Source organism: Type-A symbiont of Plautia stali, from assembly GCF_059731155.1.
In genome coordinates this window covers 3823389-3836726 of the sequence record NZ_AP035891.1, presented here as the reverse complement: position 1 = coordinate 3836726, position 13338 = coordinate 3823389, and the positions used below count along the sequence as shown (strand labels likewise).

9 protein-coding genes and 1 pseudogene are annotated in these 13338 nt (G+C 56.2%); 9 read left to right on the top strand and 1 reads right to left on the bottom strand.

The features are described 5' to 3' along the window. Window positions 1–21 precede the first annotated feature (21 nt). Window positions 22–925 (top strand): annotated as a pseudogene (gene nhaR / locus AC6I8M_RS20290) (transcriptional activator NhaR). Window positions 926–976: 51 nt separating this feature from the next. Here nhaR and rpsT read toward each other — a convergent pair. Then, a complete protein-coding gene (rpsT, locus tag AC6I8M_RS20285) occupies window positions 977–1240 on the bottom strand; it encodes a 30S ribosomal protein S20 (protein WP_010616655.1) in 264 nt (87 codons plus the stop codon). A 323-nt stretch (window positions 1241–1563) separates the two neighbouring features. Here rpsT and ribF point away from each other — a divergent pair, with 323 nt between their 5' ends. From ribF to carB, 8 genes are all read left to right on the top strand, one after another. Continuing rightward, a complete protein-coding gene (ribF, locus tag AC6I8M_RS20280) occupies window positions 1564–2502 on the top strand; it encodes a bifunctional riboflavin kinase/FAD synthetase (protein WP_010616654.1) in 939 nt (312 codons plus the stop codon). A gap of 27 nt (window positions 2503–2529) precedes the next feature. Continuing rightward, the gene (ileS, locus tag AC6I8M_RS20275; protein ID WP_010616653.1) at window positions 2530–5349 is read left to right on the top strand and encodes an isoleucine--tRNA ligase; all 2820 of its coding nucleotides are present in this window, start codon (window positions 2530–2532) and stop codon (window positions 5347–5349) included. Then, window positions 5349–5849 carry a signal peptidase II gene (gene lspA, locus AC6I8M_RS20270; protein WP_010616652.1) on the top strand — a complete coding sequence of 167 codons (501 nt, stop codon included), beginning with the start codon at window positions 5349–5351 and terminating at the stop codon, window positions 5847–5849. The genes ileS and lspA overlap by 1 nt, the downstream gene beginning before the upstream one ends. Window positions 5850–5857: 8 nt before the next feature. Then, window positions 5858–6328: an FKBP-type peptidyl-prolyl cis-trans isomerase gene (fkpB, locus tag AC6I8M_RS20265; protein ID WP_021507597.1), complete on the top strand. Its 471-nt coding sequence runs from the start codon at window positions 5858–5860 to the stop codon at window positions 6326–6328. Continuing rightward, on the top strand, window positions 6309–7262 hold the full coding sequence (ispH, locus tag AC6I8M_RS20260; RefSeq protein ID WP_010616650.1) for a 4-hydroxy-3-methylbut-2-enyl diphosphate reductase: 954 nt from the start codon (window positions 6309–6311) through the stop codon (window positions 7260–7262). The genes fkpB and ispH overlap by 20 nt, the downstream gene beginning before the upstream one ends. Window positions 7263–7484: 222 nt before the next feature. After that, complete coding sequence (dapB, locus tag AC6I8M_RS20255; protein WP_498013585.1) at window positions 7485–8300, top strand: 4-hydroxy-tetrahydrodipicolinate reductase; 816 nt, start codon at window positions 7485–7487, stop codon at window positions 8298–8300. A 470-nt stretch (window positions 8301–8770) separates the two neighbouring features. Further along, window positions 8771–9919 carry a glutamine-hydrolyzing carbamoyl-phosphate synthase small subunit gene (carA, locus tag AC6I8M_RS20250; RefSeq protein WP_010616648.1) on the top strand — a complete coding sequence of 383 codons (1149 nt, stop codon included), beginning with the start codon at window positions 8771–8773 and terminating at the stop codon, window positions 9917–9919. Between the two features lie 13 nt (window positions 9920–9932). Then, window positions 9933–13157 (top strand): carbamoyl-phosphate synthase large subunit, encoded by a 3225-nt coding sequence (gene carB, locus AC6I8M_RS20245; protein WP_010616647.1) that lies wholly within the window; start codon window positions 9933–9935, stop codon window positions 13155–13157. The last annotated feature ends 181 nt before the right edge of the window (window positions 13158–13338 follow it).

The following is a 13338-nucleotide window of genomic DNA, read 5'->3' as shown; positions in this document are numbered from 1 at the left end:
GGCGCAAGCCTCCTTTATGGTATGAATCAGCTCAATTTTAATCATCTCTATTACTTCTGGCAGGTGTGCAAAACCGGTTCGGTGGTGCGCGCCGCTGAAGTGCTGTGCCTCACGCCGCAGACCGTAACCGGCCAGATCAAAGCGCTGGAAGAGCAGCTGGATGGCGTGCTGTTTCGCCGTCAGGGGCGTGGTCTGGTGCCCACCGAGCTGGGGCAGCTGGTGTTCCGCTATGCCGATCGCATGTTTATGCTCAGCCAGAAAATGCTCGATATCGTTAACTACCGCAAGGAGTCGCATCTGCTGTTTGATGTTGGCGTGGCGGATGCGCTGTCAAAACAGCTTGTGAGCAAGGTGCTGGAAACGGCGGTAATGGCTGGCGAGAAACTCCAGCTGCGCTGCTTTGAATCAACGCATGAAATGCTGCTGGAGCAGCTCAGCCAGCATAAGCTGGATATGATCCTCTCCGACTGCCCGATTGACTCAACCCAGCAGGCCGGGCTGTTTTCGGTCAAGCTCGGCGAATGTCCGGTTAGCTTCTGGTGTAATGCGCCACTGCCTGAGCTGCCGTTTCCGGCCTGTCTGGAGCAGCGGCACCTGCTGCTGCTCGGCCGGCGTTCAATGCTAGGGCGCAAGCTGCTGAACTGGATCCACAGCCAGGGGTTACAGGTTGAGATTCTCGGTGAATTTGATGATGCAGCGCTGATGACGGCGTTTGGCGCGCAGAATAATACGATCTTTGTCGCACCGACGCTGTACGGAGATGACGTCTATCGTGACGATAGCGTGCGCGAGATCGGCAGGCTGGAGACGGTGATGGAGGAGTATCACGTTATTTTTGCCGAGCGCATGATTCATGCATCCGGCGGTGCAGAGAATTTGTCATCGCGACTTCAGCGCGCTGTTCAGCCACGGATGGCAGGCATAAAAAAACCGGCGAAGCGCCGGTTCTTTTAACAAAGCGATAAACAGACGGCGATTAAGCCAGTTTGTTGATCTGAGCAGTCAGGTTTGCTTTATGACGTGCAGCTTTGTTTTTGTGGATCAGACCTTTAGCAGCCTGATGGTCCACGATTGGTTGCATTTCGTTGAATGCGTTCTGCGCAGCAGCTTTGTCGCCGGTTGCGATAGCCGCGTATACTTTCTTGATGAAAGTACGCATCATAGAACGATTGCTCGCGTTATGCTTGCGACGTTTCTCAGATGTTACGGCGCGCTTCTTAGCTGATTTGATATTAGCCAAGGTCCAACTCCCAAATGTGTTCTATATGGACAAATCAAAGGCCGATGACTATGCTTTTTGCGCCTTCTTTTGTCAATGGATTTGTGCAATCAATAAAGCGTCGTTTTAACCACGACACCCGCTTACGTAATTGATAGCGCAAGATGCTACCAGCAACACCGCGCTGAATACAGTATTTCGCAACAAAATTATTGTGATGGGGCCGGAGCCGCCAGCCAGCGGGCGCCTGACGCTGAATCAGGCGCAGGAAAGGCACGCAGACAGGTTAACCTGAACGCTATTCAAGGGTATAATCCGCCGATTTCCACCGGTTTGAGTCAGCCATGAAGTTTATCCGCGGTATTTACAATCTGAAAGAGCAGCATCGCGGCTGCGTCCTGACCATTGGTAATTTTGACGGCGTGCATCGCGGCCACCAAGCGCTGATGGCGGAGTTGATTGCCGAAGGACGTAAACGCAACCTACCGGTGGTGGTGATGCTCTGTGAGCCACAGCCGCTGGAGCTGTTTGCCGGCGACAAAGCGCCGGCGCGCCTGACGCGTCTGCGTGAAAAGCTCAAATACCTCGCACTGGCGGGCGTTGATGCCGTTGTATGCGTGCGCTTCGATCGCCGTTTTGCGGCACACTCAGCACAAAGCTTTATCAGTGAACTTCTGGTCGACAAGCTCAATGTGAAATTCCTCGCAGTGGGGGATGATTTCCGCTTTGGCGCTGGTCGCCAAGGGGATTTCCTGTTATTACAGAAAGCCGGTGCGGAGTATGGCTTTGAGGTCATCAGCACCCAGACCTATTGTGATGGCGGCAAACGTATCAGCAGCACGGCGGTACGTCAGGCGCTGGCGCAGGACGATTTTGCTCAGGCGCAGCAGCTGCTCGGTCATCCGTTCAGTATTTCTGGCCGCGTGGTGCACGGTGATGCACTGGGACGCACCATTGGTTTCCCGACCGCCAATCTCCCGCTTCGACGCACCGTGACGCCGGTAAAAGGTGTCTTTGCGGTAGAAGTGCTGGGGCTGGGCGAGCAGCCGATTCCCGGCGTGGCAAACATTGGTACGCGCCCGACGGTAAAAGGTCTGCGTCAGCAGCTTGAAGTTCACCTGCTCGACACACATATGAATCTTTATGGGCGCCACATTGAAGTGGTGCTGAAGCAGAAGATTCGCGACGAACAGCGTTTCGCTTCGCTGGACGCGCTGAAAGAACAAATTGCGAAAGATGTGGTGACGGCCCGCCAATTTTTTGGGCTAAAAACACCGGTTTAATGACCGAAATACGGAACCGAAAATCTGATGAGTGACTATAAATCTACCCTGAATTTGCCGGAAACGGGGTTCCCGATGCGTGGCGATCTGGCCAAACGCGAACCGGGAATGCTGCAACGTTGGTATGATGACAACCTGTACGGCATCATCCGCGCAGCCAAAAAAGGGAAAAAAACCTTTATCCTGCATGATGGCCCTCCGTATGCGAACGGCAGCATTCATATTGGTCACTCAGTTAACAAGATTCTGAAAGATATTATCGTTAAGTCGAAAGGCATGGCGGGCTTTGACTCGCCGTATGTTCCCGGCTGGGACTGCCACGGCTTACCGATTGAGCACAAAGTTGAGCAGATGATCGGCAAGCCGGGCGAGAAAGTCAGCGCGGCGGAATTCCGCGAAGCCTGCCGCAACTACGCGGCGGAGCAGGTTGAAGGCCAGAAGAAGGACTTCATCCGCCTTGGCGTGCTCGGCAACTGGGATCATCCTTATCTGACCATGAATTTCCAGACCGAAGCCAACATCATTCGCACGCTGGGCAAAATCATCGGTAATGGCCATCTGCACAAAGGCGCCAAGCCGGTGCACTGGTGCATGGACTGCCGTTCCGCGCTGGCGGAAGCGGAAGTGGAGTATTACGACAAAACCTCACCTTCTATCGACGTGATGTTTAACGCGCTGGACGCCGATGCGGTACGCTCGAAGTTTGGCGTTGCGGCGTCGGAAGACCCGGTTTCACTGGTTATCTGGACCACCACGCCGTGGACCATGCCGGCAAACCGCGCCATCTCGCTGCATCCGGAGTTCGACTATCAGCTGGTACAGATTGCCGGCCGCAGCCTGATTCTCGCGAAAGATCTGGTGGAATCCGTGCTGAAACGCGCGGGCATCAGCGAGTGGCAGGTGCTGGGCGAATGCAAAGGCGCCGCGCTGGAGCTGCAGCTGTTCCAGCATCCGTTCCTCGAGCAGATCCAGTCGAAAGTGGTGCTGGGTGAGCACGTCACGCTGGACGCCGGTACCGGTGCGGTGCACACCGCGCCAGGCCACGGTCCGGATGACTATGTGATTGGCCAGAAGTACGGCATCGAAACCGCTAACCCGGTCGGGCCGGACGGCGCTTATCTGCCGGGTACCTATCCAACCCTAGATGGCGTTAACGTATTTAAAGCCAACGATATGATCGTTGCGCTGCTGCAGGAGAAAGGCGCGCTGCTGCACGTGGAAAAACTGCTGCACAGCTATCCGCACTGCTGGCGTCATAAAACGCCGATCATCTTCCGTGCTACGCCGCAGTGGTTTATCAGCATGGATCAGAAAGGTTTGCGTGCGCAGTCGCTGAAAGAGATCAAAGGCGTGCAGTGGATCCCGGACTGGGGCCAGGCGCGTATCGAAGCGATGATCGCTAACCGTCCGGACTGGTGCATCTCGCGTCAGCGCACCTGGGGCGTGCCGATGGCGCTGTTCGTTCATAAAGAGAGCGAGCAGCTGCACCCGGATACGCTGGAGCTGATGGAGAAAGTGGCGCAGCGCGTCGAGCAGGACGGGATTCAGGCGTGGTGGGATCTCGATCCGCGCGATCTGATGGGCGATGATGCCGATCACTACGTCAAAGTGACGGATACCCTCGACGTCTGGTTTGACTCCGGATCGACCAGCTTCTCGGTGGTGGATGCGCGTCCGAAATTTGACGGGCACGCACCGGATATGTATCTGGAAGGCTCGGATCAGCATCGCGGCTGGTTCATGTCGTCGCTGATGATCTCCACGGCGATGAAAGGCAAAGCGCCTTACCGTCAGGTACTGACCCACGGTTTCACCGTCGACGGTCAGGGCCGCAAAATGTCGAAATCAATCGGCAACACCGTGGCACCGCAGGACGTGATGGACAAGCTGGGCGCGGATATTCTGCGTCTGTGGGTGGCCTCAACCGACTACTCCGGTGAGATGGCAGTATCCGACGAAATCCTGAAACGGGCCGCCGACAGCTATCGCCGTATCCGTAACACCGCGCGCTTCCTGCTGGCTAACCTTGCAGGCTTCAACCCGGCGACCGACTGCGTCAGCCCGGAAGAGATGGTGGTGGTGGATCGCTGGGCCGTAGGCCGTGCGCTGGCGGCACAGCAGGACATTGTGCAGTCGTACGAGAACTACGATTTCCACGAAGTGGTGCAGCGTCTGATGCACTTCTGCTCCATCGAGATGGGCTCGTTCTACCTCGACGTGATCAAAGATCGTCAGTACACCGCGAAGGGCGACAGCCTGGCGCGTCGCAGCTGTCAGACCGCGCTGAGGCATATCGCTGAAGCGCTGGTGCGCTGGATGGCGCCGATCATGTCGTTCACCGCGGATGAGATCTGGGGCTATCTGCCTGGCGAGCGTCCACAGTACGTGTTCACCGAAGAGTGGTATCAGGGCCTCTTTGGTCTGGCGCAGGATGAAGCGCTGAACGATGCGTACTGGGCAGAACTGCTGAAAGTGCGCGGTGAAGTGAACAAGGTGATTGAGCAGGCGCGCAGCGACAAACGCATCGGCGGCGCACTCGAAGCCACCGTTACGCTGTACGCCGATCCGGAACTGGCGGCAAAGATGCAGGCACTGGGCGATGAGCTGCGTTTCGTGCTGCTGACCTCGGGCGCGACCGTGGCGGATTACGTGACGGCCAGCGACGAAGCGCAGCAGAGCGAGCTGTTAAAAGGTCTGAAAATCGCGCTTCATAAAGCAGAAGGCGAGAAATGTCCGCGCTGCTGGCATTACACTACTGACGTCGGCCAGAATCCGGAGCATGCTGCGGTGTGTGGACGTTGCTACACCAACGTAGCCGGAAACGGTGAAGTGCGGAAATTTGCCTGATGAGTAAACTGTGCTCAACCGGACTGCGCTGGGTATGGCTGGTGCTGGTGGTGATCGTGGTCGATTTTGCCAGCAAGCAGTGGGTCATGAACAACATGATGCTGCATGAAACCCAGCCGCTGATGCCGTTCCTGAACCTGTTCTACGCGCAAAACTACGGCGCGGCGTTTAGCTTCCTGGCAGACAAAGGCGGTTGGCAGCGCTGGTTCTTTGCTGGTATCGCCATCGCCATTGTGGTGTCGCTGCTGGTGATGATGTATCGCAATCGCGCCAGCAATAAACTAACCAACATTGCCTACGCGCTGATTATCGGCGGGGCGATGGGTAACCTGTTTGATCGTGCCTGGCACGGCTTTGTGGTCGACTTTATCGACTTCTATGTCGGTGACTGGCACTTCTCCACCTTTAACATTGCCGACTGCGGTATCTGCATCGGTGCGGCGCTGGTGGTGCTGGAGGGCTTTCTTAGCCCGAAAGGCAAACAGGTCACGAATAAATAAGGGAACAGATGACAGACATCGTTCAGCGCGACAGCGCGCTGCTGGTGCATTTTACACTGAAGCTGGAGGATGGCTCGACGGCTGAATCCACGCGCGCCAACGGCAAGCCTGCGCTGTTCCGTCTGGGAGATGGCAGCCTGTCGGCGGCGCTGGAGCAGGAGCTGGTCGGGCGTAAAGTGGGCGATCAGCACGCCTTTACGCTGGAGCCGGAAGACGCCTTTGGCGCTGCCAGCCCGGATCTGATCCAGTATTTCTCGCGCCGTGATTTCATCGACGCGGGCGAGCCGGAAGTCGGTGCCATCATGCTGTTCAGCGGCATGGGCGGCAGCGAAATGCCGGGCGTGATTCGCGAAATTTCCGGTGACTCGATTACCGTGGATTTCAACCATCCGCTGGCGGGTCAGCGCATTAAATTCGAGATTGAAGTGCTGGAGATCGATCCGGTGCTGGAGGCCAGCGATGCAAATCCTGTTAGCTAACCCACGCGGTTTCTGTGCAGGCGTCGACCGCGCCATCAGCATTGTCGAGCGGGCGCTGGAGATGTATGGCGCGCCAATCTACGTGCGTCATGAAGTGGTGCATAACCGCTACGTGGTCAGCAGTCTGCGCGAGCGCGGTGCGATCTTCATTGAAGAGATCAGTGAAGTACCGGACAACGCCATCCTGATTTTCTCGGCACATGGCGTTTCCCAAGCCGTGCGGGCCGAAGCGAAAGCGCGCAGCCTCACCATGCTGTTTGACGCCACCTGTCCGCTGGTGACCAAGGTGCATATGGAAGTAGCGCGTGCCAGCCGTAAAGGCGTGGAAGCGATCCTCATCGGCCACGCCGGCCATCCGGAAGTTGAAGGCACCATGGGCCAGTACAGCAACCCTAACGGCGGTATGTATCTGGTGGCGTCGCCCGAGGATGTGTTCAGGCTAAAGGTAAAAGATGAAAACAACCTGTGCTTTATGACGCAGACCACGCTGTCGGTGGATGATACCTCGGACGTGATCGACGCGCTGCGTCAGCGCTTCCCGGCAATCATCGGACCGCGTAAGGATGATATCTGCTACGCCACCACCAACCGGCAGGAAGCGGTGCGCGTGCTGGCGCAGGATGCGGAGGTGGTTCTGGTGGTGGGCTCGAAAAACTCCTCCAACTCGAATCGTCTGGCGGAGCTGGCGCAGCGTGCCGGCAAGCTGGCGAAGCTGATTGATTCTGCAGATGATATTCAGGAAGAGTGGGTCAAAGGCGTGCAGTGTATCGGCGTTACCGCCGGCGCTTCAGCTCCGGATATTCTGGTGCAGCAGGTAATTCAGCGCCTGCGTGAGCTGGGCGGCGAAGCGGCGATTGAGCTGATTGGCCGTGAAGAGAATATCGTGTTTGAAGTGCCGAAAGAGCTGCGCGTCGACGTACGCAACGTGCAGTAAGCACTTCAATTGCTGACAGAAACAGGCCGACAATGTTCGGCCTTTTCTTTATCCTTTGTCACCTCAGCCGTGACTTCTAGCGGGCGGAATTGCTTTTACTGATAATCTATCGCGGCTGGCCTAAAATTCTTATTATCCCGTTATTATTGTGGCGTGACTGTTATCTGACCGTTAACCTGTTTACGCTTTGCATGCATATTTTGGTATCAGGAATGAATAAATATGAGTGAAATCCGCATTGCTATTGTTGGTGCGCCGGGTCGCATGGGACGCAATCTGATTCAGGCCGCACAGCAGGCGGAAGGCGTGGTGTTAGGCGCGGCGCTGGCGCGCAGCGGTTCCTCGCTGCTGGGGGCGGATGCCGGTGAACTGGCGGGAATCGGCAAAACCGGCGTACGGGTGACCGACGATCTGCTGCAGGTGGTGAATGATTTCGATGTGCTGATCGATTTCACCCGTCCAGAAGGCACGCTGGCGTATCTGGCGTTCTGCCGTCAGCATCAAAAAGCGATGGTGATTGGCACCACCGGTTTTGATGAAGCCGGTAAGGCAGCCATCCGTGAAGCAGCTGAAGAGATCGGCATCGTGTTTGCCGCTAACTTCAGCGTAGGCGTCAATCTGGTGCTAAACCTGTTACAGCAGGCGGCAAAAGTGATGGGCGACTATGCGGATATCGAGATTGTGGAAGCGCATCACCGCCATAAAGTGGATGCGCCATCAGGCACGGCGCTGGCGATGGGGGAGGCGATTGCTGATGCCATGCACTGGAAGCTGGATGAGCACGCGGTTTACGCGCGCGAAAGCCATACCGGCGAGCGCAAGGCGCAAACCATCGGCTTTGCGACCGTGCGCGCGGGCGATATTGTCGGTGAGCACACCGCGATGTTTGCTGATATTGGCGAGCGCGTAGAGATTACGCACAAGGCTTCCAGCCGTATGACCTTTGCCAATGGGGCAGTTAAGGCTGCTGCATGGTTAAAAGACAAGAAATCCGGCCTTTATGATATGCGTAATGTGCTGGATTTATCGATGTTGTGAGTGTTATGAACCATCGTGATGTGGTTATTTCAATCGGTAAGGTATTGATTTAACAGGGTTAATGTTTCATTGCCCTTTATTTTGTCTGTGAAATGGCAATCTTATTGTTATTTTTGTTTGTGATGGTTATTTTTTGAGTTTAACTGCGTTTTTTTTCGTGTTAAATGGCTTTTTTTGACCATTTGGTCAAAAATTTACGCAGTTAGTCGGTGTTTTGCCATTAATTGCGTCAGGCAACCGATTATTTATCGGAGATCTCTCACTATTTTGTCGCCTTGCTTTACTTTTAACATTCAGTAGCCCGAAATATATAAAAAAATAACTGCTCAGGGTAGACAATCACCAGGTCGATCATTAGATTGCGCGCAATTTGCCAAAAATCGAGCGGTCAGGCGGTTTTTGCATTGATTCAGCGCATCATTTTGAATTAATATGCATATATTGTGACTGTTTATTTCCTGGAGGATGTTTTGATTAAGTCAGCGCTCTTGGTTCTGGAAGACGGAACCCAATTCCACGGTCGGGCCATCGGGGCAACGGGATCGGCAGTGGGGGAGGTCGTTTTCAATACGTCAATGACCGGTTATCAAGAAATCCTCACTGATCCTTCCTATTCCCGCCAGATCGTCACCCTCACTTATCCTCATATCGGCAACGTTGGTGCCAATGCCGCCGATGAAGAATCCAGTCAAATCCATGCGCAGGGCCTCGTCATCCGCGATCTGCCGCTGATTACCAGCAACTTCCGCAGCGAAGAGAGCCTGTCAGCCTATCTGCAGCGCAACAATATTGTCGGTATCGCGGATATCGATACGCGCAAACTGACGCGCCTGCTGCGTGAGAAAGGGGCGCTGAATGGCTACATCATCGCCGGCGACAGTCCGGATGCTGCGCTGGCGTTGCAGAAAGCCCAGGCGTTCCCGGGCCTGAAAGGCATGGACCTGGCGAAAGAAGTGACCACTGCGGAAACCTACGCGTGGCAGCAAGGGAGCTGGGCGCTGAAAGGCGGCCTGCCCGAGCAGCAAAGCGCTGATGCGCTGCCGTTCCACGTGGTGGCTTATGACTACGGCGCCAAGCGCAACATTCTGCGCATGCTGGTGGATCGCGGCTGTCGCCTGACGGTTGTCCCGGCGCAAACGCCGGCAGATGAAGTGCTGGCGCTGAATCCGGACGGGATTTTCCTGTCGAATGGCCCTGGCGACCCGGAGCCGTGCGACTACGCCATCAGCGCGATTCAGGCTTTCCTGAAAACCGATATTCCGGTGTTTGGTATCTGTCTTGGCCATCAGCTGCTGGCGCTGGCCAGCGGTGCGAAAACCGTGAAGATGAAGCTTGGCCATCACGGTGGCAACCATCCGGTGAAAGACCTCGATAACAACACCGTGATGATCACCGCGCAGAACCACGGTTTTGCCGTCGATAAAACCAACCTGCCGGCTAACCTGCGCGTGACCCATGTTTCCCTGTTTGACCAGACCGTACAGGGCATTCACCGCACCGACAAACCGGCGTTCAGCTTCCAGGGACATCCGGAAGCCAGCCCAGGCCCGCACGATGCGGCGCCGCTGTTCGATCACTTTATCGAACTGATCGAAGCTTACCGTTCTAACGCGAAGTAATCAGGAGCCCACGATGCCAAAACGTACTGACATAAAATCTATCCTGATCCTTGGCGCAGGCCCGATTGTGATTGGCCAGGCATGTGAATTCGACTATTCAGGTGCGCAGGCGTGTAAAGCGCTGCGTGAAGAGGGATACCGCGTCATTCTGGTGAACTCTAACCCGGCCACCATCATGACCGACCCGGAAATGGCGGATGCGACCTACATCGAGCCCATCCACTGGGAAGTGGTGCGTAAAATCATTGAAAAAGAGCGCCCGGATGCCGTGCTGCCGACCATGGGTGGCCAGACCGCGCTGAACTGTGCGCTGGAGCTGGAGCGCCAGGGCGTGCTGGCCGAGTTCGGCGTGACCATGATTGGTGCCACCGCCGATGCGATTGATAAAGCCGAAGACCGTCGCCGCTTCGACGTGGCGATGAAGAGCATCTGCCTAGATACCGCACGTTCCGGTATCGCGCACACCATGGAAGAAGCGCTGGAGGTAGCGGAAGAGGTCGGTTTCCCGTGCATCATTCGTCCGTCGTTTACCATGGGCGGCACCGGTGGCGGTATCGCTTACAACCGCGAAGAGTTTGAAGAGATTTGCGAGCGCGGCCTGGATCTGTCGCCAACCAATGAGCTGCTGATTGATGAGTCGCTGATTGGCTGGAAAGAGTACGAGATGGAAGTGGTGCGTGATAAAAACGACAACTGCATCATCGTCTGCTCTATCGAAAACTTTGACGCCATGGGGATTCACACCGGTGACTCGATCACCGTGGCACCTGCCCAAACGCTGACCGATAAAGAGTATCAGATCATGCGTAACGCCTCGCTGGCGGTGCTGCGTGAAATCGGTGTCGAAACCGGCGGTTCCAACGTCCAGTTCTCGGTGAACCCGAAAGATGGCCGCCTGATCGTCATTGAGATGAACCCGCGCGTGTCGCGTTCTTCAGCGCTGGCCTCGAAAGCGACCGGCTTCCCGATTGCCAAAGTCGCGGCCAAGCTGGCAGTGGGCTTTACCCTCGATGAACTGATGAACGACATCACCGGTGGCCGTACGCCGGCCTCGTTCGAGCCGTCCATCGACTACGTTGTCACCAAGATTCCCCGCTTCAACTTCGAGAAGTTTGCCGGTGCCAATGACCGTCTGACCACGCAGATGAAATCGGTCGGTGAAGTGATGGCGATTGGCCGCACGTTCCAAGAGTCGATGCAGAAAGCGCTGCGCGGTCTGGAAGTGGGCGCCAGCGGTTTCGACCCGAAAGTGGATCTGGATGATGGCGAAGCCCTGACCCGTATCCGCCGCGAGCTGAAAGATGCCGGTTCTGACCGCATCTGGTATATCGCTGATGCGTTCCGTGCCGGCATGTCGGTCGACGGCGTGTTTAACCTGACTAACGTTGACCGCTGGTTCCTGGTGCAGATTGAAGAGCTGGTGCGCCTGGAAGAGCAGGTGGCGCGCGAAGGTGTCAACTCGCTGAGCGCGGATTTCCTGCGTGCGCTGAAGCGTAAAGGCTTTGCCGATGTGCGTCTGGCAACGCTGGCGGGCGTGGCGGAAAGTGAAATCCGCAAGCTGCGTCATCAGTTCAACCTGCATCCGGTTTACAAGCGCGTGGATACCTGTGCGGCAGAGTTCGCCACGGACACCGCCTACATGTACTCCACCTATGAAGAAGAGTGCGAAGCCAATCCTAATCAGGATCGCGACAAAATCATGATTCTGGGCGGCGGGCCAAACCGTATCGGCCAGGGCATTGAGTTCGATTACTGCTGCGTGCATGCGGCGTTAGCGCTGCGTGAAGACGGTTACGAAACCATCATGGTCAACTGTAACCCGGAAACAGTGTCAACCGATTACGATACCTCAGACCGTCTCTACTTCGAGCCGGTTACGCTGGAAGACGTGCTGGAGATCGTGCGCATCGAGCAGCCAAAAGGCGTTATCGTGCAGTACGGTGGCCAGACGCCGCTGAAGCTGGCGCGCGCGCTGGAAGCGGCTGGCGTCCCGGTGATTGGTACCAGTCCGGATGCCATTGACTGCGCGGAAGACCGTGAGCGTTTCCAGCAGGCGGTGGATCGCCTGAAGCTGAAACAGCCAGCTAACGCCACGGTGGCGACGCTGGAACAGGCGGTAGAAAAAGCAGCAGGGATTGGCTATCCGCTGGTGGTGCGTCCTTCTTATGTGCTGGGCGGCCGGGCGATGGAAATCGTCTATGATGAAGTCGATCTCAAGCGTTACTTCCAGACTGCGGTGTCCGTGTCCAACGATGCGCCAGTGCTGCTGGATCGCTTCCTCGATGACGCGGTGGAAGTGGACGTCGATGCGATTTGCGACGGCGAACGCGTGCTGATTGGCGGCATCATGGAACACATTGAGCAGGCGGGCGTGCACTCCGGTGACTCGGCCTGTTCGCTGCCGGCGTACACCCTGAGCACTGAGATTCAGAACGTGATGCGCCAGCAGGTGGAAAAGCTGGCCTTCGAACTCAACGTACGTGGCCTGATGAACGTGCAGTTTGCGGTCAAGGACAACGAAGTTTACCTGATTGAGGTGAACCCACGTGCCGCGCGTACCGTGCCGTTTGTCTCCAAAGCCACCGGCGTGCCGCTGGCGAAAGTGGCTGCGCGCGTGATGGCTGGTAAAACCCTGGCTGAACAGGGCGTGACCGAAGAGGTGATTCCGCCGTACTACTCGGTGAAAGAAGTGGTGCTGCCGTTCAACAAATTCCCGGGCGTGGACCCGATTCTTGGTCCGGAAATGCGTTCGACCGGTGAAGTGATGGGCGTGGGCCGCACCTTTGCGGAAGCATTCAGCAAAGCTATGCTGGGCGCGCAAAGCAATATGAAGAAGCAGGGGCGTGCGCTGCTGTCGGTGCGTGAAGGCGACAAGAAACGTATTGTTGACCTGGCCGCGAAGCTGCAGAAGTTTGGCTTCGAGCTGGATGCGACGCACGGTACCGCCGTGGTGCTGGGTAAAGCTGGCATTAATCCGCGCTTGGTGAATAAGGTGCACGAAGGGCGTCCGCACATTCAGGACCGCCTGAAGAACGGTGAGTATACCTACATCGTCAACACCACCGCAGGACGTCAGGCGATTGAGGATTCGAAACTGATTCGCCGCAGCGCGCTGCAGTACAAAGTGCATTACGACACCACGCTGAACGGTGGTTTTGCTACCGCGATGGCGCTGAATGCGGACCCGACCGAAAAAGTGATTTCGGTGCAGGAAATGCACGCGCAGATCAAAGGCTAAACTGCTTTGCCAGATGCTAAACGGCCCCGCGCGGGCCGTTTTTTTTTGGCTGTTTTGCCTATGCTGCATAAGGTTATACGTTACAAATCTATTTATTTGACATGATTTTTATCAGTTGATGCGAAACCAGTTACATTCAGGCATATCCGCACAAAATTATAAATACCTCCCCGCTAAGCGC

What these genes read in the sequence shown, in the direction of transcription:
- ribF (WP_010616654.1), top strand. Translation starts at nt 1,564, where the DNA reads ATGAAGTTTATCCGCGGTATTTACAATCTGAAAGAGCAGCATCGCGGC.
- ileS (WP_010616653.1), top strand. Translation starts at nt 2,530, where the DNA reads ATGAGTGACTATAAATCTACCCTGAATTTGCCGGAAACGGGGTTCCCG.
- lspA (WP_010616652.1), top strand. Translation starts at nt 5,349, where the DNA reads ATGAGTAAACTGTGCTCAACCGGACTGCGCTGGGTATGGCTGGTGCTG.
- fkpB (WP_021507597.1), top strand. Translation starts at nt 5,858, where the DNA reads ATGACAGACATCGTTCAGCGCGACAGCGCGCTGCTGGTGCATTTTACA.
- ispH (WP_010616650.1), top strand. Translation starts at nt 6,309, where the DNA reads ATGCAAATCCTGTTAGCTAACCCACGCGGTTTCTGTGCAGGCGTCGAC.
- dapB (WP_498013585.1), top strand. Translation starts at nt 7,485, where the DNA reads ATGAGTGAAATCCGCATTGCTATTGTTGGTGCGCCGGGTCGCATGGGA.
- carB (WP_010616647.1), top strand. Translation starts at nt 9,933, where the DNA reads ATGCCAAAACGTACTGACATAAAATCTATCCTGATCCTTGGCGCAGGC.